Raw genomic sequence first — 22,457 nt, forward strand, 5'->3', positions numbered from 1 at the left:
GGGCGGGGGTACCCGGCCCCGCCACTCATCAGTTGCCGGTGAACGGCAGCGACGAGTGGTGCACTACGATGCGCAGCTTGCCCGCATCGTCCTTGACGAAGGCCCAGGTCTTGTCCACCGTGGTCACCTTGCCGGCCTTGTCGGTGAACATCACGTTGCCCATGGTGTTGGCCGAGTCACCGGCGATGAACACGGCGGCATTGGCAATCTCGCACTTCGTCCAGCCCTTGAGGGCGAAGCCCGTGTCCTTGGGGTAGGCCGGGTTGCCACCCACGAAGTAGGCCAGCGCGCCCTCGCGGGTGGTGCGGAAGGTCTGGGGCGTGGTGGTCAGGGTCGGCTTGAACAGCATGGCGCCCATCTGGTAGCCGTAGGCGGCGTCGATCACCTTCTCGGCCAGCGCCTTGGCCGCCACCGGGCCGCTGGCGGTGTTGGTGGTGCTGATGTCGACCAGCGCCTTGCACCAGGCCTGCTGGGCCGCGAGCACCTCGCTTTCGGAGATGGCATGGTTGACGACCGGGCCCTTGGCGGCGGCAGGCAGAACGGCTGCGCCCACCAGGAGGCTGGCGACGGCGATGCAGATGGATGTTTTCATGGTTTTCTCTGGTTGAAATGGTTGGTTCCCCCCAGCTGCCGGATGGCTGCCTGGGAGACCTACAGTTCACCAAAGCGGTATGGACGCGGCCTGAATGCCAGATGACAAGGCCGTGAGCAGAAGATGAACGCGGGATGAACGGCCAGGGCGGCATGGGGCCGCCGTCCGCCTCCCCGGTGACGACTGGCCTTACGCCTGCTGCACCCTATTGCGCCCCGCCTGCTTGGCCGCGTACAGCGCGGCATCGGCACGCCCGTAAATGCGTTCGGCATCCTCGCCATCCACCAGCGTGGCAACGCCCACGCTGATGGTCACGGGCATTTCGTCCCATAGGCCGTTTTCCACGGCCTGGCGCATGCGCTCGCCGACTTCGTGGGCGCCGGCCTCGCCGGTGCTGGGCAGGATGACGGCGAACTCTTCGCCGCCCACGCGGGCCACCACGTCCACCGTGCGGGCGCAGGCCTTCATGTGGCCGGCAATGGCCTGCAGCACGCGGTCGCCGCCGTCGTGGCCCAGGGTGTCGTTGACGCGCTTGAAGTGGTCCACGTCGAGCATGAGCAGGCTCAGGGGCGTGCCGCGGCGCTGCACGACGGCCAGCTCCTGCGCCATGTGGCTGTCGAAAGCGCGGCGGTTGCGCAGGCCGGTCAGGGGGTCGGTGGTGGCCAGCTCTTCGAGCTTCATGTTCAGCTCGTCCACGCGCTGGATCTGCTCCACCAACTGCTGGTTGACGGCATCGGCATGCTGCAGGGCCATGCGCAGGCGGATCTCGCGCAGGGCGGAGTGGGCGAACTCGGTGAGCACGTCGATGTCCTGCTCGGTCCAGTGCCGGGGGGCAAAGTCGATGGCGCAGAAGGTGCCCAGGGTGTCGCCCTCTTCCGTGAGCAGCGGCACGCCGGCATAGGCGCGCACGCCCATGGCCTTGACGCTGGGCACGTCGCGGAACACCGGCAGCAGCGTGGCGTCTTCGATCACCAGGGGCACCTTGGTCACGGCCACGTAGTGGCAAAAGGTGCGGCCCATGCGCACGCGGCTGCTGCCGGGGGCCTCTGCAACGGGGCTGACCAGGCTCTTGTGGTAATCGCGCCCCTGGTCCAGCAGCGAGACAAAGACCACCGGCGCCCCCGTGAGCCGCGAGGCCAGGCGGGTGAGGCGGTCGAAGTTCTCCTCGGGCGGGCTGTCGAGCAGGCCCGTGCGCTGCACGGCGGCCAGGCGCCGGGGGTCGGCCAGCGCGGTGAGGATGCTCACATCATCCGGCGGAGGGGAAAGCGCAAGGTCCATGGCGTGTTGGCTGGCGGTGGAGGATACCGGATTATTGGCGAGTGCCGTGCGCAGTCACGTCGGACATACCCTCTTCCCCTGAACCCCCGATACCGCCCGGGAAGCCCGTGCGGGTATCAGCTGCACCTGCATACCTTTCGGTACTGGCCTCTGGCGGACATGGGGTAATCCTTGTCATCCTGCATCACGCCGGCCCGAGGCAGGCAGCGCTGACGGCATTGCGCGGCTTCGCTGCTGCTCTGCGGAGGCACAAAGAGGCTTGCAAATGCAATGAGCAGCGCAAATGAGCCGATGACCCCAGAGAAAACAATCGCAACCAGCCAGCCGGGCGGGATGCGCTGGGTGAGTTCCAGCAGAAAGGAGCTCTTGCGAGGGCTTCTATTGCGTCGCGGAATTTTCACCACCGTTGGCTACTCCACTCGGTCATACACAGCAGCAGCAATGCCCAGGAAACGGGGCCCGGCCAGGGTCGATGCCTCCAGCGAGCCGCCATTGTTGAGCGCATTGTTGACCGTGTTGAGCAAGGCACTGCGGTCGGTAACGGTCTGGAACTTCAGGCGCGGGCCGGTGTGGAACATCTGCTGCGCAGCCAGCACGGCGGCGATGAAGATGGGCTCGCACTGGAAGGGGAACTCCACCCAGTCGCCCGCTGTGTTCTGCACCGAGAATGCGGTGGGCAGTTGCATGCTCTGAGCGCTCTCGATGTGCGATACCAGCACCAGGCCAAAGCCTTCGGGCACCACGTCGATGAGCCGGCGCGCCAGCATGGCGTCGCCATCCGACAGGGCCAGCACTGCGGCTTCGATCTCAGCCACGGAAAGTTCGGAATTGCCCAGGTGGTCGATGGTGGACGCGACCAAAGCCCCAATGCGTTCATCCATCACTGCTGACGCGGTCGGATGGCCACCAGCACGTTCTCGCCCTCGACCCGCTCGGAGCGGAACTCCACGCGCGTGCCGGGCTGCAGGCCCTTGAGCAGTGCCGCATCGCGCACACGGAAGGTGATGGTGGAAAACGGAATCTTGACGCCCGGCGCCACCTTGATGTGCGCAAAGGTGTCGCGGCTGCCCGGCTCCTGCGAGACGGCGCGGAACTCGCCATGGGTGTAGACGGTGGCAGGGTCGGCGGCAGCGGTCGTTGCCGCCGCCTGGGCCGACGCCGCACCCGCAAGGCAGCACAGCAGCAGCGCCGCGGTGGCGGCCAGGGAGCGGAGCGTGGGCAGGGGTGCGGCAGTCATGCGAAAAAACATACCGCACACCGCCAGCAAACACCAAGCGGGCAATGCCCGCTCAACGGCACAGGGTCAGATCGTCCGATGCCGCCAGCTCGGTGACCTTGGCAATGGCGCCGTACTTGCCGGCGGGGCCGGCCTGGTCGTGCTTGCGTACAGAAGCCTTGACACGAACGGGTGCCACCCACAAGGGGGCATCGCCCTGCAGCGCCTTGATCTGCTCCATGACCTCGCGGTTGACCTCGACAAAATAGATCTGGTCCGGGGCCGTGCGCAGGTCGAATCGGCCGGGCCCTACCGCAATGCAGCCCGACAAGGTGTCGGCCGCCATGGTGCAGCCGCTGCTTGCCACGGCCGCAAGGATCGCGGCGGAAATGCGCTGGATGAGGTTCATGCAATGCGGTGAAAGGGTGACACGCTAACAGACTCATTGCCCGGCAGGAGGTTCCCCCGGCCTGTCAGTCCCCGTGGCGCGAAGACGCCCGCGCCACCAACGCAATGCACATCGCCCCCACCACCAGCGCTACCGCCGCGCCGAAGGTGGCCTGCATGCCCCGCAGCACCTCGCCGGGCATCGCTGTGGCTGTCCCCTGCCCGCCCACACCCCAGGCAAACACGGCGCCCATGGCCGATGCGCCGGTCACCAGGCCCAGGTTGCGCGAGAGGTTGAGCAGGCCCGACACAACGCCGCGCTGCATACCCGCGCCGGCCATCACTGCCGTGTTGTTGGCGGCCTGGAACAGCGCGTAGCCAGCGGTGATGACGGCCAGTGCTGCCACATAGCCGAGCACGCCCGAAGCCGGCCACACCGCCGGCAGCAGCGCCAGCGCAGCCGAGCCTGCCGCCATGGCGATGAGTCCGGCCACGGTAGTGCGCTGGGTTCCCAGGCGGTCCACCAGGCCGCCGGCCGGCACGCCGGCCAGGGCCGACACCAGCGGCCCGCACGACATGGCCAGGCCCACCTGCGCAGCACCCAGCCCCAGCGCGCCCGACAGGTAGAACGGGCCCACCACCAGCGTGGCCATGACCACGGTGGTGACCAGTGCCCCCATGGCAAAGCCGGCGCCCAGGGCCGGGCCCTTGGAGAACAGCGCCAGGGGCACCAGCGGCGCGGCACCACCTGCGCGGCCCGCTGCCCGGTGCTCCACCCAAACGAACAGGGCAAGGCCCACACCGGCGCCTGCCAGCAGCGCTGCGTTCAGCACACCCCAATGGCCGCGCCCCAGCGTCATGGCCAGCGCATAGGCGGCCAGTGTGGCCGCGAGCAGCACGGTGCCGGCGATGTCGAAGCGCGGGCGCTGCGTGGCGGCCCGCTCGCGGTCCGCAGGCAGGTAGCGGCGTGCCAGCCACATCGCGGCCCCGCCCAGCGGCAGGTTGATGAAGAACAGCGCCGGCCAGCCCCAGCCCGTGATCAGCGCCCCGCCCAGCGTGGGCCCCAGCGCCGTGCCCACGGCCGACATGGTGCCCAGCAGGCCCATGGCGCTGCCCGTGCGCGCCTTGGGCACCGCGTCGGCCACCAGGGCCATGGCCAGCGCCATCATCACGGCGGCACCCAGGCCCTGCACGGCGCGCGCGGCGATCAGCAGCCAGAGCGACGGTGCCAGGCCGCACAGCAGGGATGCCCCGGTGAACAAACCAATGCCCGCCAGCAGCAAGCGCTTGCGGCCCAGCAGGTCGCCCAGGCGCCCCACGCTGACCACCGCCGTTGTGATAGCGAGCAGGTAGGCCAGCACCACCCACTGCACCTGCTGAAAGCTGGCGCCAAAAGCCTGTGCCAGCGTGGGCAGGCCCACATTGGCGATGCTGGTGCCCAGCGACGACAGCAGCATCGCCAGCGACAGGCTGGCCAGCACACCGCGTGGCGCTGCGGCAGCGGGGGTTGCAGGAAGGGTCGTGTGGATCATGGTGCGCCGGTAAAAGCAGAGGAATGCACCGAGGTTAGGGATTTACCAGCCATGGCGGAAGACGCAGCGTTTGCATTTAATCAGTGCACCAGACGCCATGCCAGACAGCGACAATGGGCATGTGCCCCGCCCCGATCTGAACCTGCTCGTCACCCTGGATGTGCTGCTGACCGAAGGCAATGTGGCGCGCGCCGCCAGGCGCCTGCACCTGAGCCCCTCGGCCATGAGCCGGGCGCTGGCACGCCTGCGCGAGACCACGGGTGACCCGCTCTTGGTGCGCGCCGGGCGCGGCCTGGTGCCCACGCCTAGGGCGTTGGAGCTGCGTGAGCGCGTGGGCCAGTTGGTGCACGACACCGAGGCCGTGTTGCGCCCTGCCCAGGCGCCCGACCTGGCGCAGCTCACACGCACCTTCACCCTGCGCACCAGCGATGGCTTTGCCGAGACCTTCGGCCCCGCGCTGATCACCCGCGTGGCGGCCGAGGCGCCGGGCGTGCGCCTGCGCTTTGTGCAAAAGCCCGACAAGGACAGCACCCCGCTGCGCGATGGTGAGGTGGACCTGGAGACCGGCGTGCTCGGCCCCGCCATGGGCCCCGAGGTGCGGGTGCAGGCGCTGCTGCGCGACCGCTTTGTGGGCGTGGTGCGCGCGGGGCACCCGCTGAACAAGGGCAAGGTGACGACGAAGCGCTACGTGGCCGGCCGGCACATTGCCGTGTCACGCCGCGGGCTGGAGCAAGGGCCCATCGACCAGGTGATGGGCCCACTGGGCCTGGTGCGCGACATCGCCACCATCGTGAGCGGCTTTGCCACCGCGCTGGCGCTGGCCCGCGCCACCGATTTGATCGCTACCGTGCCCGAGCGGCACACCGCCGGCCTGCGCGCCGGCCTGCACAGCTTTGCCCTGCCCGTGCCGGTGCCCGAGATCACCGTGTCACTGCTGTGGCACCCGCGCCTGCATGCCGACCCGGCGCACCGCTGGCTGCGGGGGCTGGTGCTGGAGGTGTGCGCAGCGTAGCAAGCTGGCGCGCTGCGGCTCAGGCACGCCAGGGCGCGACCGTGTCCCCGCCCGACACCAGTTGCTGGCGCGCAGCCGGGGTGAACAGGTTATAGAGCATGCGCGGCGGCGATGCGCTCACCTCGTCGAGCGCCGCGCGGTGCTCTGGGGACAGCACCACATCCAGCGCAGCAATGTTGTCGGCCACCTGCTCCACCCTGCTCACACCCATGAGGGTAGAGGTGATGCCGGGCCGCCCGGTGACCCAGGCCAGAGCCACGCGCGCGGGGGTCTGCCCGGCTTCGGCGGCCACGCGGCGCAGCACATCGACAATGGCCCAGTTGCGCTCGGTGAAGAGGGAATCGCCGAACGGGTTGGCGCCGTCCAGCCGCTTGTCGCCGGCCGGGCGCTCTTGGCCGGCTGCGGCCACTTCGCGCGGCAGGCCGCCTGCGCGGGGTGCGCCGGCCTCCACCGTAGACCGGTCGTACTTGCCTGCCAGAAAGCCGAAGGCCAGCGGGCTCCAGGGCACGATGCCCATGCCGAACTCGCCGGCCAGGGGCACATGCTCGTCTTCGATGTCGCGGTTGGCCAGCGAGTAGAAATACTGCAGGCCGATGGGCCGAGGCAGGCCCCGCTCGGCGGCCAGCGTGGCCAACTGGGCGGCGTACCAGGCTGGCGCGTTGGAGACGCCCCAGTAGCGCACCTTGCCGCTGCGCACCAGGGCGGCCATGGTCTCCAGCAGCTCCTCGGCCGGAGTGGCAGAGTCCCACACATGCACCCAGTACAGGTCCACATGGTCGGTCTGCAGGCGGCGCAGCGAGGCGTGCAGTGCGGCATGCACATGCTTGGCGCCGTTGCCCCCGGCATGCGGCCCCTGCCCTGCCGAGAAACCCGCCTTGGTGGCAATGACGATGCGCTCGCGCAGGCCGCGCTCGGCGATGAAGCCGCCCAGCATCTCCTCGCTGGCGCCGCTGGAGTACACGTCTGCCGTGTCCACAAAGTTGCCGCCGGCCTCCACATAGGCATTGAACACAGCGCGCGAAGCGTCTTCGCCCGAGCCCCAGCGGGGCGCGCCAAAGGTCATGGTGCCCAGCGCCAGGGGGCTGACGGCCAGGCCCGAGCGGCCCAGCGTGCGGTAGTCGGTGAGGGACATGGATTGATTTCCTAGTGATTGATAGGAAAATATAGCAGCCCTTGCCAAACCGGGCAATCGATTTCATAGTGCTCGCTATGAAAACCAAGGAACCCGCTGCCCACCGCCGAAAAGGCCGCCCCCTGTCGTTCGACCGGGACGTGGCGCTGAACCAGGCCATGCTGCTGTTCTGGCAGCACGGCTACGAGGCCACCTCGCTCAACGACCTGACCACCGCGCTGGGGGTCACGCCGTCCAGCATCTACACGGTGTTTGGCGACAAGAAGGGGCTGTTTCTGGCGGCCGTGGGGCACTATGTGTCCGGCGGCCCGGTCACCTCGCAGACCATCATCGACGGCGCGGCCTCGGCGCGCGACGCGGCCTGGGGCCTGCTGCAGGCGGCGGCCATCGGCTCCAGCGGTGCGGACACGCCCGCCGGCTGCCTGCTGGCCAGCTCGGCCATCAGCTGCTCGGACGCAGCCAGCGAGGTTAAGGAAACCCTGGCCGGCCTGCGCCGCGGCATCGAGGCCATGCTGGAGCAGCGCATTGCCAAGGCCATCGCCAGCGGCGAGCTGCCGACCAGCGCCGACGCCAATGCCCTGGCCGGGCATGTGATGGCGGTGATACAGGGCATATCGACCCTGGCACGCGACGGCGCGCCGCGCGAGAAGCTGCTGCGCGTAGCCACCACGGCGATGCAGGCGTGGCCGGCTCGCGCGGGGGCTGAGGCGCGGTAAATTCAGCCCGCTTTGCTCCGGGTGGGTGAGACAAAATGTCCAGCGCTATATACCTTCAGGCTTGCTACGATCACGGCAATTAGTATCCAGTGATAGCGAGGAAAAGATGGATTGGGTCCCTGTAGTCTTCATTGTGTTCAAGGTTCTCGTGTTCGGCACGGGCATGTTTTTCGCCATCAAGTGGCACTACGACCAAGACAAGAAGAAGAAAAGCGAAACCGGCGAACAGTGAGCGTCCGACCAGTGTTCTGTCCCGTCAACAGATGCTGGTCCCTTCGATGGAAGGGCCAAGCGCCATGTGATGCGATGCGATGCCCTCAGGCCTTGATCACGGTGGCGTCAATCTCTACGAGTTGTCCCACGTAGCCCAGTCCGGCAACACCCAGCAGGGTCGCTGGCGGAACCTGGCCACCAAACCAGCCTGCGACCGCTGACCATGCCGCAGAGAGACTTGCTTGGTCTCCGATCACGTACACGACCAATTGTCGAATGTCCTTGATTTGAAATTCGTGTACTGCGAGGAGCCGCTCCAGGTTGCGCAAGCATTGCAAGGCTTGTGCGCCGGGGTCCTGTGGGCCTACCAAGTGGCCATGGGAATCGAGAGGCACCTGGCCAGCCACAAACAGACGATCGCCGAGGCGATCCGCGTAGCGGTATTGCGGCGTGGCGCAGAGCCCTGCATTGAGTTCGGCTTCATTCATCGGGTTTGGTCAAGTGGGCTGCGGCGAACGAAATTCTTCTGGCGTTGTTGGTTAGCCGCTCTCAATAGACCCGCAGCACCTCGAACTGCTGTCGGGTTGGAGCCAACTGTATCGACACCTCATCACCCTCGCATTTGCCCAGCATGGCCCTGCCCAAAGGGGCTTCGCTGCTGATGACCTGAACGGGCTGCGCGCCGCTGAGCAGCTTCATGCTGCCCCCATCCGGGCCGAGAAAGAGCTGTTGCTGCCTGTCGTCGGAATCGACCAGGCAGACCAGCGCGCCGAGCTGTATGCCTTGGCTGGCGTCGTAGGGGCGCGGGCGCCATTGGCGCCAGTTGGCCATCGCCTGGCGGATGGCGTCTGCGCGCCGGGCCTGGCCGGTGGCCAGGTAGGCGGCTTCGAGTCCCAAGGTGTCGTATTTGTTTTCGGCGATGTTTTCTTCGTGGGTCGCCGTTTCATGGGCCGCCCGCATTGCCTGTTCGGCTTGCAGCAGGTCTTGGGCGAGCCGTTGCAGCACCTGCTGCTGCAGCAAGAATTTATCCATGGTGAAAAGTAGGCATCTTTAACAAGCGGATGGCAGGTCTTGATTGTGAAGGGCTTCACCCGCGTTCGACGCTTCGCTCTGCATCTGCACGCGCCTGCTGTTACTGGAGCTCAGCTCCTTGGCGGCAGCGGCCGCGCGTTGGGCGGCTTCTAGAGCAGTCGTCTTGTGCGACCCATTCTTGTAGATGGCGGCACCCATCGCCAGCACAAGCGCTGCCAGGACAACCACCAGCACGGCGCTCCTGGACGCCAAGCTCCGCTTACGCCCTGGCCTCAACTCCTGGATTCGAGCGAAGAACGCGGCCGTACACCGATGGAGCAAGCCACAAGGATGCGGGGCCCAGGATGGCGAGCGATACCGCCACTGCGCCCAGGTACGAGTCCGTGAGGGTGCCCAGCAGCAGCACAATGGCCAATTCAACCGCGATACAGATGCATGCAGTCTGAAGTGCGGCAAGGATTTTTTCTCGTCTGGGGGCGGTAGCCATCATGCGGTCCTCAATGGTCCAGTATTGCAAACTTGCGGGAGGGGCATGGACACTCGACAGCGCCTGGCCGCGATATCCCGGCACCTCAGTCTAGGCCGAGGGCCGGTGCAATTCAAGAGCGCTGTGCGTTCCGTCGGTACGCAGGCCAGCGCCTGATCAAAACACGCATGGCTCGCTGCACGCTGCGCTTTACAGCGCATCCAGGTTTGCGCGCAGATGGCTGGCATGCCCACGCAGCGCCTCCAACTGCGGGCCCTGCATTTTCTGCAGCTGGCGGTACACCATGCCCAGCCGGAAGTTGCTGCCCAGAGAGGCTTCGTTGCGGTCAAAGAAGTCCCAGTACAAAGCGTTGTAGGGGCAGGCGCGCTCGCCCACCTTCAGCTTCTTGTCGTAGTGGCAGCCTTTGCAGTAGTCGCCCATGCGGTCGATGTAGGCGGCGCTGCTGACATAGGGCTTGGTGGCCAGCAGGCCGCCGTCGGCGAACTGGCTCATGCCCAGGGTGTTGGGCAGTTCGACCCACTCGAAGGCGTCGATGTAGACCCCCAGGTACCAGCGGTGCACGGCCGCAGGGTCCAGCCCGGCCAGCAGGGCAAAGTTGCCGATGACCATGAGGCGCTGGATGTGGTGGGCATAGGCACCGTCGAGCGATTGCCCCACCGCATGCTGCAGACAGCGCATGCGGGTATCGCCGCTCCAGAACCACTGCGGCAGCGGCGTGGTGTGGCCCAGGGCGTTGCGCTCGTCGTAGCCGGGCATGTGGGCCCAGTAGATGCCGCGCACGTACTCGCGCCAGCCCAGGATCTGGCGGATGAAGCCCTCCACCGCCGCCAGCGGCGCAGTGCCGGCCTGCCATGCGGCCTGGGCGCGCTGCACCACCTCGCGCGGCTGCAGCATCTTGGTGTTGAGGGCGAACGACAGCAGTGAGTGGAACAGGTGCGGGCTGCGCGTGCTCATGGCGTCTTCATACTCGCCAAAGTGCGCCAGCGTGGTGGCGATGAAGTGGTCGAGCCCGGCCAGGGCCTCGGCCCGGTTCAGCGGCCAGCGCAGCTGCGCGGCCTGCGGGTTGCCAAAGCTCTGCACGCCGGCGGCGACGATGGTGGCCCACAGGGCGCTGTGGTCGTGCACGGGCCGCGCATCGGGCGGCGCGGGCGGGGTGCCGGGCCAGGGCTTGCGGTTGTCGTGGTCATAGTTCCACTGGCCGCCCTCGGGCTCGCCGGCCTCGTCGATCAGCACGCCATGCTGGTGGCGCATGCGGCGGTAGAAGTGCTCCATGAGCCACTGTTTGCGGCCTGCAAACACCTCGGCCACCTCGCTGCGGGTGGTGTAAAAATGTTCGCTGCCCACGGCCTGCGTGGCAAAGGGCTGCTCTGCGCACCAGTGTCGCAACTGTTCGTCGAGCCGCCATTCGTCGGGGTGCTGGTACTCAAGCCGCTGCGCGCCGTAGTGCGCCATGAGGGCGGTCAGGTTGCCGGGCACGGACTGGCGGTTGCTGGCGTCGTCGATGGCCACGTAGCGCACGCGGTGCCCGGCGCTGCGCAGGTGGCGCGCCAGGTCGCGCATGGCGGCAAAGATGGCCAGGATCTTTTGCGCATGGTGCAGCACGTAGTCGGTCTCTTGCCGCACCTCCATCAGCACATAGACCACGCCGGCATCGGGTGTGGCAAACCAGCTGTGCCCGGGGTTGAGCTGGTCGCCCAGCACCAGACGCAGGGTGTGGGCCGGCGCGGGCTCGCGGCCAGGGCGTGTCATGCCGTGCCCCACAGGCGGCGGTAGCTGCCGTCGGCGTCGTGGTCTTGCGTCTGCTTGGCGGGGTTGAAGCGGCGCCCGCCACGCGGGTCGGTGCCGCGTCCGGCGATGTAGAGCCAGTTGCCCTGGTTGCTGTAGGGGTCGTAGTCCACCAGTTGCGATTCGAACCAGGCGGCGCCCGCGCGCCAGTCGCCCTGCAGGTCGTGGATGAGGTAGCTGGCTGCCACCTGGCGCAGGCGGTTGCTGAGGTAGCCGGTGGCGGCCAGCTCGCGCAGGGCAGCGTCCACCAGCGGCTCGCCCGTATCGCCAGCGCACCAGCGCGCGAACCCGGCTGCGTTGTGGGGCGCCAGCGGCTGTGCCGAGAGGCCGCGCGCACGGTACAGGGTGCGCCCGTGCTGCAGGTGCAGCAGCCGAAAATAGTCGCGCCACAGCAGCTCGAACCAGAGCCAGTAGGTGCCTTCGTTGGCGCCGTGCGCGGCCTCGAATTGGCGCATCGCGGCCATGGCATGCCGGGCCGAGAGCGCGCCCGTGGCCAGCCAGGGCGAGAACTTGCTGGAGTAGCCCAACCCCGTGAGCCCGTTGCGGGTGGCCTTGTAGGTGTGGGCTTGCCCGCTGGCCAGGTACTGCTGCACATGGGCCAGTGCGGCGGTTTCACCCCCATCGCAGGCGGGGGTGCCGTAGGGGAAGGAGGAGCGCACATAGCAGCCGGCGCCCTCACCTACCTCGTCACCGGGCCCGCCCTGCCCTTGCGCCGCACCCACAGCGCCGGCCATGTGCACGACCTCTTGCCACACCGCATCGGTCAACGCTGCGGGCCGCGGCAGCAGGGCCGCAGGCGCCGGCAGCGGCTGCGGTGGCTGGATGCCGGCCTGCTCCACCGCCTGCCGAAAGGTGGTGAACACGCCAGGCAGGTCGCCCACGGGCCAGGGCAGATCGCACGGCTGCAGCAGGCTGCTGTGCCACACGGTCTGCACCTGCAGGCCGACTGCGCGCAGGGCAGCCACCTCGGCCTGCTCATGGGGGGCGGCAATCTCTTCACACACCACGGTGGTGGCGCCCACGGCGCGGGCCAGCGCGGGCAGCACGGTGGCGGGCTGGCCCTGGCACTGCAGCAAGGGGTTGCCCAGTCGGGCCATGCCGGCCGCCAGGTCGCGCAGTGCGGCGCCCTCGAAGGCACGCCGGTGCAGGCCCCTGCGGGCAAAGCCCCAGGGCGTGGTCTCGCCGGCGGGGGGCTGGCAGTGCACGGGCACCAGGTGGGTGGTGCCGCTGCCCAGGGCGGCGGCCAGCGCGCCGTGGTCGTGCAGGCGCAGGTCGCGGCGGAACCAGAAGAGCACGGTGCGGGGGGCGGTCATGGCGTGCACCCGGTTCGCATGTTTCCGGTGGCCTTGCGCTCGTTGCGGCAGCGGTCAGAGCAGTATTTGACCGCGTCCCACACCTTCTCCCACTTCTTGCGCCAGGTGAAGGGCAGGCCGCAGTGCTGGCAGGTTTTCTGCGGCAGGTCGTGCTTCTTGCGCATGCGCATGGGGGGCGATCAATGGCGCGGGCAGGTCAGGCGGGCAGCAGCATCTGGTGCGCCAGCGCGCGGCCGCTGAGCCATGCGCCTTCCACCTTGCCGCCGTGCAGCCAGTCGCCGCACACACCCAGGCCCAGGGCGCTGCTCCACCAGCAGCCTTGCTGCAGCGCGGGCTCGGTGTCGGCATAGCGCCAGCGGTGGGACGTGGCGGCCACGGGCGGCGGCCCGCCCAGGGCGGCAAATGCGGCCAGCAGGGCTGCGGTGACCGACTCGGCGCTGTCCTCGATGTGCGCCTCGCTCCACTCCGGGCTGGCGTGCAGCAGCCAGGTCTCGGGCCCGGTGCGGCCGGGCTTGCTGCTGTCGCGGGCCACCCAGCGCAGCGGGCCGGCGTTGATGAAGGCGCCGTCCCAGGGCAAGGCCACGGGTGCGGCATAGCGCAGCATCACCGCCCAGCTGCCGCGCATGCGGGCACTGGCAGCCAGGGCAGCGCCATCGGGCGCCACGGGTGCGAGCAGCGCCGCAGCCTGCGGCGCGGGCATGGCCAGCACCACGCGGTCGTACCGCGCCGCATGCAGACCCTGCTCTGCCGAGGTGATGGCCCAGCCCTCGCCGGTGTGCTGCAGCCGCTGCACGGTGGTCTGCCACTGTGTAGCCGCGTGGTCGCCAAGGCCCTGCTGCACCAGCCAGGCGGCCGGCGCGGTCATGCGCGGCGTGCCCACAAAGCGCTCCAGCGGGGTGTGCGGCGTGGTCCAGGCCGTGCCGTCAAAGCTGGCCAGGCGTGCAGGCCATGGCGTAGCCACGCCGGCCGCCTGCCAGCGCGCCACCTCGGCGCGAAAGGCCGGGTCGCGTGCGGTGAAATACTGGGCGCCATGGTCGCACTGCCAGGCACCGGTGGCCTCGTCTTGGGCCCGCCGTGTGGCCATGCGGCCCGAGGGGCCCCGGCTCTTGTCCAGCACCTGCACGGCATGGCCGGCCTGCAGCAAATCCTGCGCGCACGACAGGCCTGCCAGGCCGGCGCCGACCACGGCTATCTGCAGGCGGGTGTGTGCGGCTGCGCTCATGGCTGCGGGTCGGTGCGTTGCTGGGTCACCCAGATCAGCGCCTGGGTGTCGATGCCCAGCGCGCTGGCGCGGGCGATGAGCTGCTCGCGCACACCCGGGGCCAGCTGTTTGCTGCGCGACAAAATCCAGCAGTAGCTGCGGTCGGGCCCTACCACCAGGGCCCAGCCGTACTCGGCGTCGAGCGCGGCGACGTGGTAGCCGCCGTAGAACGGCCCGAAGAACGACACCTTGAGCGAGGCGGTCTGCGCATCGCCCGTGAACAGCGCCTTGCCCACGGCCTGGCGCCATTCGCCGCCCTGGCTGCCCTTGGTGGTGTCAAAGCCCCGGTTGAGCACGCGCACGCTGCCATCCGCCTGGCGCTGGTACGTGGCGCTCACGTCCGTCATGCCGCGCTCGAAGGAATGGTCGAGCCGCGCCACCTCGTACCAGCGGCCCTCGTAGCGCGCCAGGTCGAACGGCGTGACGGGGGTGATGCCGGGCGGCGGGGCGGTGGATGAGCAGGCGGCCAGGGCCAGTGCCATGGAGGCAAGCCAGGCCAGTGCGGCGCGGCGAAGCCAGGGGGATGCGGTGGTGGACATGGGCGATGAACTCAAAAAATCCGTTGCAGCCCCCAGAAGCCCGGCGGCGTGGTTTCCGGGGTACTGCGCAGAGGGTGCGGCCAGCCTACTTGGGCAAAAGCACCCGGTCCACCGTATGCACCACGCCATTGCTGGCAAACACATCGGTGCCGGTGATGCGGCTGGTGCGAAGGCTCTGGTCGGTGATCACGAGGCTGGGGTTGACCGTGAAGCTCTGGCCCTGCACGGTGGCGATGGCGGTGTTGACGGGCACCTCGGCCTTCAGCACCCGCGCCGGCACCACGTGGTAGGTGAGCACGCGGGTCAGCAAGGCGGTGTCGGCCAGCAGCGCCTCCTTGGTCAGGCCCAGCTCGGCCAGCAGCGCCGCAAAGGCGGCATTGGTGGGCGCGAACACGGTGAACGGGCCGGGGCCTTTCAGCGTGGCCACCAGGCCGGCGGCGGCCACGGCCTCGACGAGGATGCTGAAGTCGGGCACTGCCATGGCGGTGGCCACGATGTCCTTGTCTGCCGGCAGCAGCACGCGGTCCACCAGGTGCACCACGCCGTTGCTGGCCTGGATGTCGGTGCTGGTGATGGTGGTGACGCGGTTGCGGCCATCGGTGATCTTGAGGCCGTTGGCAGACTCGATCTTGAAGAAGCCGCCGGAGACCGGGGTGATGGCCTTGCCCAGAGGTACGTCTGCGCGCACCACCCGGCTACCGAGCACGTGGTAGGTGAGCACAGCGGTGAGCAGGGGCTTGTTGGCCAGCAGCGCCTCTTTGGTCAGGCCCAGCTCGGCCAGCAGCGCGGCGAAGGCCGCGTTGGTGGGGGCAAACACGGTGAGGCTGCCCGTGCTCAGCGTGGGCGCCAGCCCGGCGGCCACCACGGCCTCGACAAGGATGCTCAGCTCCGGGGTGTTCTGCGCCAGTTCGACTATGTTGCGCTGGGGTTCGTCGTCGCTGCCCCCACAGGCCTGGAGCACGGTGGTGCTGGCCCCCAGGGCGGCGGCCAGAAGGACGGTGCGGCGGTTGAATGCAGTGTTCATGGGAATCTCTCCTCGCTGTCAGACAGTGGATGAAAAGAGAGGGGGCCTGCCGGACAGGCCCCCTTGAATCTGCGCCACCCGGCAGCTTTGCACGGGCAGGCGCGCAAACCGTGGGCCGCTTACTTGGGCATCAGCACCGTGTCGATGGCATGGATCACGCCGTTGCTGGCGGCGACGTCGGTGGCGATGACCTTGGACTGGTCGACCATCACGCCCATGTTGGTGGACACGGTGATCTCCTGGCCTTGCACGGTCTTGACCTTGCCGGCCTTGACGTCCTTGGCCATGACCTTGCCGGGCACCACGTGGTAGGTGAGCACCTTGGTGAGCGCCGCCTTGTCCTTGAGCAGGCCGTCGAGCGTGGCCTTGGGGATCTTGGCAAACGCTTCATCGGTGGGCGCGAACACGGTGAACGGGCCGGGGCCCTTGAGCGTGTCCACCAGGCCGGCGGCCTGCACGGCTGCCACCAGGGTCTTGAAGTTACCGGCCTTCACGGCGGTGTCAACGATGTCTTGCGCCATTGCGCTAAAGGTGGCGCCTGCGGTAAGGGCCAGGGCAACCAGGGTCTTCTTCATGATTTCATTCCTCAATATGGGGATGCACTCACACGCCAAGATGGGCGCGGGCCGATTGTATGACCGTTTGGTTTTAATTTCTACCAATTAGTTTTATTAAAACCAATTGGTTTCATCCGGTCACATGACGCGCTTTCAATGCCCGCCAAAGATCAGCGATTGGTGCGTGGCCGCGCCCGCCAGCGTGCCGTCGCCCACCACCAGCGGCAGCGAGCCGCCCTGGCGCGCCGCGTCGCCGCAGGCATACACGCCGGGCACGGTGGTGGCCTTCATGGCGTCGGTCTTGATGGTGCGGCCCAGGGGCCCGTCTTCAAACTCGCAGCCCAGGGCCTGGGCAATGGGGCTGGCCACCTCCACGCGGGTCAGGGTGAACAGGCCGTCTTGCGCAATCACGCGGCCGTCACGCATCACGATGTCCATGGCGCGTTCGATGCGGTCGATGAGGCCCCGCTCCAGCACCACGCCGCGCGCCTGCAGCTGCGCCAACTGGTCCGCATCGGGCTCGAAGGCACCGTTCAGGAAGAAGGTGGCCTGGCCCCAGTCGGGCAGCATCAACGCGACATGCATGGAAAACGGCGACACGCCCAGGGCGCCGATGCGGCCCTGGTTCAGCTCGTAGCCATGGCAGTACGGGCAGTGAAAGACGTGGCGGCCCCAGCGCTCGGCCAGCCCGGGCACCTCGGGCAGGTGGTCGATGACGCCGGTGGCCAGCACCAGGCGGCGGGCGTCGATGGGCTCGGGCGTTGATGCCGCCCCATCCACCTCGATGCGAAAGCCCTGCCCTGCCCGCTCGGCGGCCGTGACCTTGCCCTCGCGCCAATCGACCGTCGGGTAGGCCATGAGCTGAGCGCGCCCCTGGGCTGCGATGTCGGCTGCAGGCGTGCCATCTTGCGTGAGAAAGCCGTGCGAGTGCTCGGCAAAGCGGTTGCGGCGCTGGCCGGCGTCCACCACCAACACACGCCGGCGCGCCCGCGCCAGTTGGGTTGCGGCGGCCAGGCCGGCGTAGCTGCCGCCGATCACGATGGCGTCGTAGTGCATGTGGGGTTCCTTTTGATTCACGATACTTTTGAAGTTTCATGATAACGCGCCACCCAATTTCATGCAACTTACAATGATTCAAGAATCACACCCCAGCGGCTCACAACACTCAGCGAAGCGGTTCTGGCTAGGCGCTGTGTCGCAGGCAGTACGAGCAGTACGACAAGACGCAGCAACGACGCCAGAAGAGTGTTTTGAGGCGCTCCACCCAAGGACCAAAACCTCATGCGCAGTGACAGCCGGCTTTCGCGAATGCTCCACGTGCTGCTGCACATGGCAAGGCACGATGCGCCCTTCACCTCCGAGCAGATCGCCGCCATGCTGCAGACCAACCCCGTGGTGGTGCGCCGCACGATGGCGGGCCTGCGCGATGCGGGCTATGTGCGCTCAGAAAAGGGCCATGGCGGCGGCTGGACCATTGCCTGCGACCTGGCGCAGGTGACGCTGCTAGACATCCACAACGCCGTGGCCGGGCCGCACCTGTTTGCCATCGGCAACGGCAGCGACAACCCCGAATGCGCGGTGGAGCGCGTGGTCAACGCCGCGCTGGACGATGCCCTGCGCCAGGCCGAGGCGCTGCTGATCGCGCGGCTGGGCTCGATTGCGCTGGCCGACCTGGCCAGGCAGTTCGATGCGGAGTGCGTGGCCAAGGGGTGGGCGGTTCATGGGCCCGCAGGGCATTGACCCGCGTCCATTGGAACCGGAGATACGACTCCGCCAGGGCAAGCCCGTACTTTGGGAGGTTTGCGTGCAATACGCCAAGCGGCGCTTGAACGGCCGCTCATGGCTGGGGCAGGCTCTCCCCAGCAGCAAGGCAATCCTCAGAAAGAATAGCGCTCTGTCACCCAGCTTTTCTTGCTGTTCTTGTAGGCACTGAAGAGAAACAGCGCTGCAATCACGCCGCCGACCAACAGCGTGCCCTTGGGGCCCAATGTGCTGGCGATGGAGTACAGCAGCTTTTCCTTGCCGGCATGCTTGCCTGAGGCCTCGACCGATGCATTGCCCATCGACGACACGACAAAGTGGAACAACCCGGTGAGCACCAGCGTGGCAATGGCAAGGAAGATGGATTTGCCCGAACGTTGCAAAAGCCCTGGCCGCAGCTGATCGACTTTGCCGGCCTGGCCCATCAGCGCCTGAACGCTGGCCACGATGCGTTTTTGGGCCGCCTCCGACAGGGCATGCACGCCGATGTCGTCGCCCAGGCCCTTCGCGGTGATCACGGTGGTGAACCGTGCATCCTTGGTGGCATGCACAGAGGCCACCTTGTCCTTCTCGATCAACCTGCCGTGCTCGCCCAGTTTGGCTTTTTCCTTCTTGCCGAGCATTGCAAGAGCACGTGGCTCAAGATCCTTTTGCGTGCTGAAAAACACCGCGCGATCCGACACACCCACCACCCCACCGTTGACTTCAATCATTTTTTCCTCCCTGTTGATATTGTTGAGGCTTGAACCATTCAGCAAGGGTTCAAACCGGTTGAGCACTGCAACTGCAGGCGAAAGTCTAGCGCCTGCGGACATGCTGGCACTGGACAAAGTGTCCAGTGCCAAGACCTTGCAGGCGCTTAGGATGCGCATGCACTTAAAAAGTCTCTGCAAGGAATTGAGAATGGGTATCGCGTTTCGCCAGACTGACATCAACATCAAGATTGCCAAGAAGCATGCGAAGGAGGTTTCCAAGCTCCTGCTGGACAAGGGCTGGATTGATGAGGACATGCCATTCGATGCCGCACTGGCGGCGATAGGCTGGCATGGCAAGGGCCAGAAAACCGTGCTGGAGATCGACGAGATCGACGTCGACAAGATCACCGAGCGGGTATCCCAACGCTTGGAGGCGCTGGCGCCCTTTGTGCGCGATGGAAGCTTTGTCCGCTTCGAGTCCGAGGAGAGCAGCAAGGACTACGCGCTCTGTGTTTTCGAAGGGGGCAAGGCCCATGGATATGGGTGGCTGGGCGCGCCAGCAAAATCATCGACTGCCGCCGCCATCGGAACCGCTCCGAGCGGTGCCTGGAACGAGTACATCCATGACGAATCCCCCTCGCAGGAGAAGCTGACAGACCACCGCTACTGGGCAGTGGCGGCTTGGAACATGGCGCAGAACATCGGGTTCATTGCCCAGAGCTCCAAGCGCTTCGGTGCCAAGGACGCAGACCAGGCCTACTGGATCATGCGGGCATGCGAAGAGGCGCGGACGGCGCTGCAAGGGGAGCGCTACCTGATCGTCCAGGACATCCAGATGTATGGAAAAGAGGTCGGCAAAATCCCCCAGACCCTTGCAGACCATGCGCAGGAGGTCAAGCTGCGCTGGCTCAAAGGGCCTCGCAAGAAGCTGGCCGAACTGCCTTTCGCCATTGAGGCGGATGAGCTCGCAGCCCTGCTCCCCTACCGCGAGACGTTTGCGCCGGGTCGGGATATCCTGGTCAATGGGCAGGAGGGTGTATTCCAGCCCGAAGTGCTGTCCTTCTTCGAGCACCTGCGCCAAGCATCGTGGTACCGGCAGGTCGGCAGCCTGCAAAAGGACGGCAGTGCCTACCGCGAGGTGATCACGGATTTCAAAGGATTGATGTCCGACGTGACGGAATCCGCCGATTTGAAGGAGAGCCTGCTCTTTCTGCACCGGATGACCTCCGTCAAGGATGGGAGCGATGCCATCACCCCTGGTGTGGACAGAGAAGACGTTCCGGACCGCGCCCCGGGGATCCACAAGGCGATGGCAAGAATCAGCCAACTGACCGCAGCGTAGGCCAACCGGCTGTCACCCCCGTGGGGCCGTGCTCTGGGTGGCGATGGGGTTGCTCGCGGGGACATGGGCACCTTGCCGAGAACGCAACGCGGCGGCCGACGCAACAGGCGTCCTGCAGTGGCATCGCTCCAGTCACTGGTAAAAAAACGTGTCTTTCCAGGCGCCCCATGTCGATTGGGCGTACTGTCGTTCGTCGTGTGATGACGGGGTGCCCACGGGCGGGCGCGCCGCATGGTCAACCCAACAGGAGTCAAGACATGTCTTACATCGACGGTTTCGTGATCGCAGTACCCACCGCCAACAAGCAAAAATTCATCGAGCACGCGCGCAAGCTCGACCCGATCTTCATCGAGCTGGGCGCCATCCGGGTGATCGAGGGCTGGGGCGATGACGTCCCCGACGGCAAAGTCACCGATTTCCGCCGCGCGGTCCAGGCCACGGCCGAGGAAACCGTGGCCTTTTCGTGGGTCGAATGGCCGGACAAGGCCACACGCGAGGCAGGCATGAAGAAGATGATGGAAGACCCGCGCATGGACCCGTCCGCCCCCGGCAACCCGCCCATGCCCTTCGACGGCAAACGCATGATCTTCGGCGGCTTCGAACAGGTGGTCGAAGTGAAGGCTTGAGCAGTCGCCAACGTCGCGCAGCGCGCACGCTCCCCGGTGCAACTCGCGGGCTGGCAGTGGCAGGGTCCGGTCGCAGCTCGAACACTGCCAGCCTGCCACGCTGCGCATGTGCTCGAGGGCTTCAGGTGTCGCTGATAAAGTTGCAAGTGCGTATTTCGGTCGCTGCTGGACAGTGGGGACGAACTGAGCTGGACAGCTGGAACGGCGGGAGCTGGACACTCAGTTCGGCGCTCGTGGTCATTTCCAAATCGGGCCTGTGCAGCTTTGTCCAGTCGCCTTCTTGGGTGATACAGGGCGCTGGAGCCACCAGCTAGACTTCCGCTATCGGCCGAGGCTGTGTGAAAACGTCGATGGCTGACTTTTGCGGGGGTACTTCAACCATTGCTCGCATCGAGATCGAGCGTTGTAGGCCGTTCTGAGCGGTCGATTTCTGAGAAGACCAGCAGCACCAGGGCATATGGCGCGTTTTTACACAGCCTCGGCCAAGAGTGGACGTTGGAGTCCGGCACTTAGACAAAATGCACCCTTCTTCGATGATCAATCAGCTGCTCGAGGCTGTCTGGATATGTCCGCCAAGGAAGACACATCCTGCTTGGGTAGACCAAACAACAGCGGCTATTGCAACTGACCTTGTCAGATTGACTATCGCCGAATCCCCGACGGTCCAAGTTTCACCATGCGAGGTTTCAATACCAGGTGCCTACCCAGCCCTGGGCATCAAACTGCAGGAAGTGTCGAGTTCGACAAGGATGCCAGCGGGCTGGCCGGAAAACTGGAGGGCGTCCGAGCAAATCGACGCGGTTCGGAAGTATTTACCCGCAGTGATTGCAGAAGTTCGCGTTTGGGACGCCTTGGGCGAAGGCCCTGATTCAGCTATCCAACTTGTCTTCGTAACTGGCCTGGCACTCACTGTAAGGCATCAGTATCCCCCGATGACCTTGGGCGTGGACATAAGTCGTCGAGGCCATCTGTAGGATGCGGCTAAGGTTCACACGGGAAAGCTGTGCCGCTGCTGCGGCGGCATACGGCCGAGGCTGTGTGAAAACGTCGATGGCTGACTTTTGCGGGGGTATTTAAACCATTGCTCGCATCGAGATCGTGCCTTGTAGGCCGTTCTGAGCGGTCGATTTCTGAGAAGACCAGCAGCACCAGGGCGTATGGCGCGTTTTTACACAGCCTCTGCCATAAGCGAACATGTAACGACTGCCTCTTTTCACAGGATTTTTAATGAGGTTAGAGCTTGAAGAGCATGGCAGAAAGCTCAGCAATTTCAACGGTTTACAGCCGAAACGCAAGCCGGCGCTGGGCGCAAGCGCGGCGATAGATAGCGGCGTGAGCCCCATAAGAATTTAGCCATGCAAGCGCGCCGCCTTCGTAATCTATCAAGCATTCGCCAAACCGAGTTGCGGAGTCAGTACCCCTGGCTCAAAACAGTAGTCTGGAACGAAGAGAACCGCTTTGGCATCCCGAGAGGGGTGGCGATCACCGTCTTCGATCATTGGCTTACGCGCGACGAAGCCAATAGACTTTTGGAAAATGTCCCACGAGAGGAGCAGCAAATTCGGAACGCATGTCACGCTGCGTTCTGTGCTTTGCTTGTTGCCGAAACACCTGTCCTGTCCTTTACTTTTCGCAGGCGCGCGCATGACCGCACCACATTTCGCGAGTTCATCTCCCCAGAGGCGCTATCAAATTACTGCACGCCGAATGGTGGCCAAACTCTTAGGCACCGTCATTTTCAAGTCGTCCTACCCGAGCTGGACTGCGCATTTTTGGAAAGCTGGGATGACACGCATCACTTCTATTTCAACAATCCCGCGTGCATTGAACCCGTTCGTGAATGGGCCGAGAGATGTGGCCTGTATCTACTTGAGCATCGCTAACCAGTCGCTCGAGCCGACTCAGGTCGGCAGGCCGTCGCTCGCGGCTCAGCTTCACCATTGAACGACTGCTTTGC

At 66.1% G+C, this 22,457-nt stretch carries 25 protein-coding genes; 7 read left to right on the forward strand and 18 right to left on the reverse strand.

Going from position 1 to position 22,457, the window contains the following annotated elements; translation table 11 throughout:
* Positions 1–28: 28 nt before the first annotated feature.
* From ACSQ9E_RS13890 to ACSQ9E_RS13915, 6 genes are all read right to left on the reverse strand, one after another.
* Positions 29–592, reverse strand: a complete 564-nt coding sequence (locus ACSQ9E_RS13890) for a hypothetical protein (protein ID WP_436218134.1) — start codon at positions 590–592, stop codon at positions 29–31.
* Between the two features lie 189 nt (positions 593–781).
* Positions 782–1,837, reverse strand: a complete 1,056-nt coding sequence (locus ACSQ9E_RS13895) for a diguanylate cyclase domain-containing protein (protein WP_436218135.1) — start codon at positions 1,835–1,837, stop codon at positions 782–784.
* A 443-nt stretch (positions 1,838–2,280) separates the two neighbouring features.
* The gene (locus ACSQ9E_RS13900; protein WP_436218136.1) at positions 2,281–2,751 is read right to left on the reverse strand and encodes a hypothetical protein; all 471 of its coding nucleotides are present in this window, start codon (positions 2,749–2,751) and stop codon (positions 2,281–2,283) included.
* On the reverse strand, positions 2,751–3,107 hold the full coding sequence (locus ACSQ9E_RS13905) for a copper-binding protein (protein WP_436218137.1): 357 nt from the start codon (positions 3,105–3,107) through the stop codon (positions 2,751–2,753). Before ACSQ9E_RS13905 ends, ACSQ9E_RS13900 begins: the two co-directional genes overlap by 1 nt.
* A 52-nt stretch (positions 3,108–3,159) precedes the next feature.
* Positions 3,160–3,495 carry a hypothetical protein gene (locus ACSQ9E_RS13910; protein WP_436218138.1) on the reverse strand — a complete coding sequence of 112 codons (336 nt, stop codon included), beginning with the start codon at positions 3,493–3,495 and terminating at the stop codon, positions 3,160–3,162.
* A gap of 64 nt (positions 3,496–3,559) precedes the next feature.
* Positions 3,560–5,005, reverse strand: a complete 1,446-nt coding sequence (locus ACSQ9E_RS13915; RefSeq protein ID WP_436218139.1) for an MFS transporter — start codon at positions 5,003–5,005, stop codon at positions 3,560–3,562.
* Between the two features lie 121 nt (positions 5,006–5,126).
* Here ACSQ9E_RS13915 and ACSQ9E_RS13920 point away from each other — a divergent pair, with 121 nt between their 5' ends.
* Positions 5,127–6,017, forward strand: coding sequence for a LysR family transcriptional regulator (locus ACSQ9E_RS13920; protein ID WP_436220222.1), 891 nt, complete (start codon positions 5,127–5,129; stop codon positions 6,015–6,017).
* A gap of 19 nt (positions 6,018–6,036) precedes the next feature.
* On the opposite strand, the gene ACSQ9E_RS13925 is transcribed toward ACSQ9E_RS13920, so the two are convergent.
* Positions 6,037–7,149 carry an aldo/keto reductase gene (locus ACSQ9E_RS13925; RefSeq protein WP_436218140.1) on the reverse strand — a complete coding sequence of 371 codons (1,113 nt, stop codon included), beginning with the start codon at positions 7,147–7,149 and terminating at the stop codon, positions 6,037–6,039.
* Positions 7,150–7,226: 77 nt separating this feature from the next.
* Here ACSQ9E_RS13925 and ACSQ9E_RS13930 point away from each other — a divergent pair, with 77 nt between their 5' ends.
* Together ACSQ9E_RS13930 and ACSQ9E_RS13935 are read left to right on the forward strand one after the other, a co-directional pair.
* Positions 7,227–7,865, forward strand: a complete 639-nt coding sequence (locus ACSQ9E_RS13930; RefSeq protein ID WP_436218141.1) for a TetR/AcrR family transcriptional regulator — start codon at positions 7,227–7,229, stop codon at positions 7,863–7,865.
* A gap of 106 nt (positions 7,866–7,971) precedes the next feature.
* Positions 7,972–8,097: a hypothetical protein gene (locus ACSQ9E_RS13935; RefSeq protein ID WP_436218142.1), complete on the forward strand. Its 126-nt coding sequence runs from the start codon at positions 7,972–7,974 to the stop codon at positions 8,095–8,097.
* 85 nt (positions 8,098–8,182) lie between these two features.
* Here the strand turns inward: ACSQ9E_RS13935 and ACSQ9E_RS13940 are convergent, their stop codons facing one another.
* From ACSQ9E_RS13940 to ACSQ9E_RS13985, 10 genes are all read right to left on the reverse strand, one after another.
* Positions 8,183–8,566 carry a RidA family protein gene (locus ACSQ9E_RS13940; protein WP_436218143.1) on the reverse strand — a complete coding sequence of 128 codons (384 nt, stop codon included), beginning with the start codon at positions 8,564–8,566 and terminating at the stop codon, positions 8,183–8,185.
* Between the two features lie 61 nt (positions 8,567–8,627).
* Positions 8,628–9,110, reverse strand: a complete 483-nt coding sequence (locus ACSQ9E_RS13945; protein WP_436218144.1) for a GreA/GreB family elongation factor — start codon at positions 9,108–9,110, stop codon at positions 8,628–8,630.
* A gap of 676 nt (positions 9,111–9,786) precedes the next feature.
* Positions 9,787–11,346, reverse strand: coding sequence for a cryptochrome/photolyase family protein (locus tag ACSQ9E_RS13950; RefSeq protein ID WP_436218145.1), 1,560 nt, complete (start codon positions 11,344–11,346; stop codon positions 9,787–9,789).
* Positions 11,343–12,695 carry a DASH family cryptochrome gene (locus ACSQ9E_RS13955; RefSeq protein WP_436218146.1) on the reverse strand — a complete coding sequence of 451 codons (1,353 nt, stop codon included), beginning with the start codon at positions 12,693–12,695 and terminating at the stop codon, positions 11,343–11,345. Before ACSQ9E_RS13955 ends, ACSQ9E_RS13950 begins: the two co-directional genes overlap by 4 nt.
* Positions 12,692–12,865: a DUF2256 domain-containing protein gene (locus tag ACSQ9E_RS13960; RefSeq protein ID WP_436218147.1), complete on the reverse strand. Its 174-nt coding sequence runs from the start codon at positions 12,863–12,865 to the stop codon at positions 12,692–12,694. Before ACSQ9E_RS13960 ends, ACSQ9E_RS13955 begins: the two co-directional genes overlap by 4 nt.
* A 26-nt stretch (positions 12,866–12,891) precedes the next feature.
* Positions 12,892–13,917 carry an NAD(P)/FAD-dependent oxidoreductase gene (locus tag ACSQ9E_RS13965; RefSeq protein ID WP_436218148.1) on the reverse strand — a complete coding sequence of 342 codons (1,026 nt, stop codon included), beginning with the start codon at positions 13,915–13,917 and terminating at the stop codon, positions 12,892–12,894.
* Positions 13,914–14,495 (reverse strand): lipocalin family protein, encoded by a 582-nt coding sequence (locus tag ACSQ9E_RS13970; RefSeq protein ID WP_436218149.1) that lies wholly within the window; start codon positions 14,493–14,495, stop codon positions 13,914–13,916. The genes ACSQ9E_RS13965 and ACSQ9E_RS13970 overlap by 4 nt, the downstream gene beginning before the upstream one ends.
* Positions 14,496–14,580: 85 nt before the next feature.
* Positions 14,581–15,519 carry a fasciclin domain-containing protein gene (locus tag ACSQ9E_RS13975; RefSeq protein ID WP_057265382.1) on the reverse strand — a complete coding sequence of 313 codons (939 nt, stop codon included), beginning with the start codon at positions 15,517–15,519 and terminating at the stop codon, positions 14,581–14,583.
* Between the two features lie 119 nt (positions 15,520–15,638).
* Positions 15,639–16,094 (reverse strand): fasciclin domain-containing protein, encoded by a 456-nt coding sequence (locus tag ACSQ9E_RS13980; RefSeq protein ID WP_057265383.1) that lies wholly within the window; start codon positions 16,092–16,094, stop codon positions 15,639–15,641.
* A 135-nt stretch (positions 16,095–16,229) separates the two neighbouring features.
* The gene (locus ACSQ9E_RS13985; protein ID WP_436218150.1) at positions 16,230–17,132 is read right to left on the reverse strand and encodes an NAD(P)/FAD-dependent oxidoreductase; all 903 of its coding nucleotides are present in this window, start codon (positions 17,130–17,132) and stop codon (positions 16,230–16,232) included.
* Positions 17,133–17,357: 225 nt separating this feature from the next.
* Here ACSQ9E_RS13985 and ACSQ9E_RS13990 point away from each other — a divergent pair, with 225 nt between their 5' ends.
* Positions 17,358–17,816 carry an Rrf2 family transcriptional regulator gene (locus tag ACSQ9E_RS13990; RefSeq protein ID WP_436218151.1) on the forward strand — a complete coding sequence of 153 codons (459 nt, stop codon included), beginning with the start codon at positions 17,358–17,360 and terminating at the stop codon, positions 17,814–17,816.
* 137 nt (positions 17,817–17,953) lie between these two features.
* On the opposite strand, the gene ACSQ9E_RS13995 is transcribed toward ACSQ9E_RS13990, so the two are convergent.
* Positions 17,954–18,550, reverse strand: coding sequence for a hypothetical protein (locus ACSQ9E_RS13995; protein WP_436218152.1), 597 nt, complete (start codon positions 18,548–18,550; stop codon positions 17,954–17,956).
* Positions 18,551–18,650: 100 nt separating this feature from the next.
* Here ACSQ9E_RS13995 and ACSQ9E_RS14000 point away from each other — a divergent pair, with 100 nt between their 5' ends.
* From ACSQ9E_RS14000 to ACSQ9E_RS14010, 3 genes are all read left to right on the forward strand, one after another.
* Positions 18,651–19,874 carry a hypothetical protein gene (locus ACSQ9E_RS14000; protein ID WP_436218153.1) on the forward strand — a complete coding sequence of 408 codons (1,224 nt, stop codon included), beginning with the start codon at positions 18,651–18,653 and terminating at the stop codon, positions 19,872–19,874.
* A gap of 257 nt (positions 19,875–20,131) precedes the next feature.
* Positions 20,132–20,500 (forward strand): DUF1428 domain-containing protein, encoded by a 369-nt coding sequence (locus ACSQ9E_RS14005; protein ID WP_057204488.1) that lies wholly within the window; start codon positions 20,132–20,134, stop codon positions 20,498–20,500.
* A gap of 1,355 nt (positions 20,501–21,855) precedes the next feature.
* Positions 21,856–22,383 carry a hypothetical protein gene (locus ACSQ9E_RS14010; protein WP_157412638.1) on the forward strand — a complete coding sequence of 176 codons (528 nt, stop codon included), beginning with the start codon at positions 21,856–21,858 and terminating at the stop codon, positions 22,381–22,383.
* Positions 22,384–22,457 lie beyond the last annotated feature (74 nt).

This window comes from Acidovorax sp. LjRoot118 (assembly GCF_964253575.1).
Classification (GTDB): Bacteria; Pseudomonadota; Gammaproteobacteria; order Burkholderiales; family Burkholderiaceae_C; genus Acidovorax.

What these genes read in the sequence shown, in the direction of transcription:
- ACSQ9E_RS13890 (WP_436218134.1), bottom strand. Translation starts at nt 592, where the DNA reads ATGAAAACATCCATCTGCATCGCCGTCGCCAGCCTCCTGGTGGGCGCA.
- ACSQ9E_RS13900 (WP_436218136.1), bottom strand. Translation starts at nt 2,751, where the DNA reads ATGGATGAACGCATTGGGGCTTTGGTCGCGTCCACCATCGACCACCTG.
- ACSQ9E_RS13905 (WP_436218137.1), bottom strand. Translation starts at nt 3,107, where the DNA reads ATGACTGCCGCACCCCTGCCCACGCTCCGCTCCCTGGCCGCCACCGCG.
- ACSQ9E_RS13910 (WP_436218138.1), bottom strand. Translation starts at nt 3,495, where the DNA reads ATGAACCTCATCCAGCGCATTTCCGCCGCGATCCTTGCGGCCGTGGCA.
- ACSQ9E_RS13915 (WP_436218139.1), bottom strand. Translation starts at nt 5,005, where the DNA reads ATGATCCACACGACCCTTCCTGCAACCCCCGCTGCCGCAGCGCCACGC.
- ACSQ9E_RS13925 (WP_436218140.1), bottom strand. Translation starts at nt 7,149, where the DNA reads ATGTCCCTCACCGACTACCGCACGCTGGGCCGCTCGGGCCTGGCCGTC.
- ACSQ9E_RS13930 (WP_436218141.1), top strand. Translation starts at nt 7,227, where the DNA reads ATGAAAACCAAGGAACCCGCTGCCCACCGCCGAAAAGGCCGCCCCCTG.
- ACSQ9E_RS13935 (WP_436218142.1), top strand. Translation starts at nt 7,972, where the DNA reads ATGGATTGGGTCCCTGTAGTCTTCATTGTGTTCAAGGTTCTCGTGTTC.
- ACSQ9E_RS13940 (WP_436218143.1), bottom strand. Translation starts at nt 8,566, where the DNA reads ATGAATGAAGCCGAACTCAATGCAGGGCTCTGCGCCACGCCGCAATAC.
- ACSQ9E_RS13945 (WP_436218144.1), bottom strand. Translation starts at nt 9,110, where the DNA reads ATGGATAAATTCTTGCTGCAGCAGCAGGTGCTGCAACGGCTCGCCCAA.
- ACSQ9E_RS13950 (WP_436218145.1), bottom strand. Translation starts at nt 11,346, where the DNA reads ATGACACGCCCTGGCCGCGAGCCCGCGCCGGCCCACACCCTGCGTCTG.
- ACSQ9E_RS13955 (WP_436218146.1), bottom strand. Translation starts at nt 12,695, where the DNA reads ATGACCGCCCCCCGCACCGTGCTCTTCTGGTTCCGCCGCGACCTGCGC.
- ACSQ9E_RS13960 (WP_436218147.1), bottom strand. Translation starts at nt 12,865, where the DNA reads ATGCGCATGCGCAAGAAGCACGACCTGCCGCAGAAAACCTGCCAGCAC.
- ACSQ9E_RS13965 (WP_436218148.1), bottom strand. Translation starts at nt 13,917, where the DNA reads ATGAGCGCAGCCGCACACACCCGCCTGCAGATAGCCGTGGTCGGCGCC.
- ACSQ9E_RS13970 (WP_436218149.1), bottom strand. Translation starts at nt 14,495, where the DNA reads ATGTCCACCACCGCATCCCCCTGGCTTCGCCGCGCCGCACTGGCCTGG.
- ACSQ9E_RS13975 (WP_057265382.1), bottom strand. Translation starts at nt 15,519, where the DNA reads ATGAACACTGCATTCAACCGCCGCACCGTCCTTCTGGCCGCCGCCCTG.
- ACSQ9E_RS13980 (WP_057265383.1), bottom strand. Translation starts at nt 16,094, where the DNA reads ATGAAGAAGACCCTGGTTGCCCTGGCCCTTACCGCAGGCGCCACCTTT.
- ACSQ9E_RS13985 (WP_436218150.1), bottom strand. Translation starts at nt 17,132, where the DNA reads ATGCACTACGACGCCATCGTGATCGGCGGCAGCTACGCCGGCCTGGCC.
- ACSQ9E_RS13990 (WP_436218151.1), top strand. Translation starts at nt 17,358, where the DNA reads ATGCGCAGTGACAGCCGGCTTTCGCGAATGCTCCACGTGCTGCTGCAC.
- ACSQ9E_RS13995 (WP_436218152.1), bottom strand. Translation starts at nt 18,550, where the DNA reads ATGATTGAAGTCAACGGTGGGGTGGTGGGTGTGTCGGATCGCGCGGTG.
- ACSQ9E_RS14000 (WP_436218153.1), top strand. Translation starts at nt 18,651, where the DNA reads ATGCTGGCACTGGACAAAGTGTCCAGTGCCAAGACCTTGCAGGCGCTT.
- ACSQ9E_RS14005 (WP_057204488.1), top strand. Translation starts at nt 20,132, where the DNA reads ATGTCTTACATCGACGGTTTCGTGATCGCAGTACCCACCGCCAACAAG.
- ACSQ9E_RS14010 (WP_157412638.1), top strand. Translation starts at nt 21,856, where the DNA reads ATGCAAGCGCGCCGCCTTCGTAATCTATCAAGCATTCGCCAAACCGAG.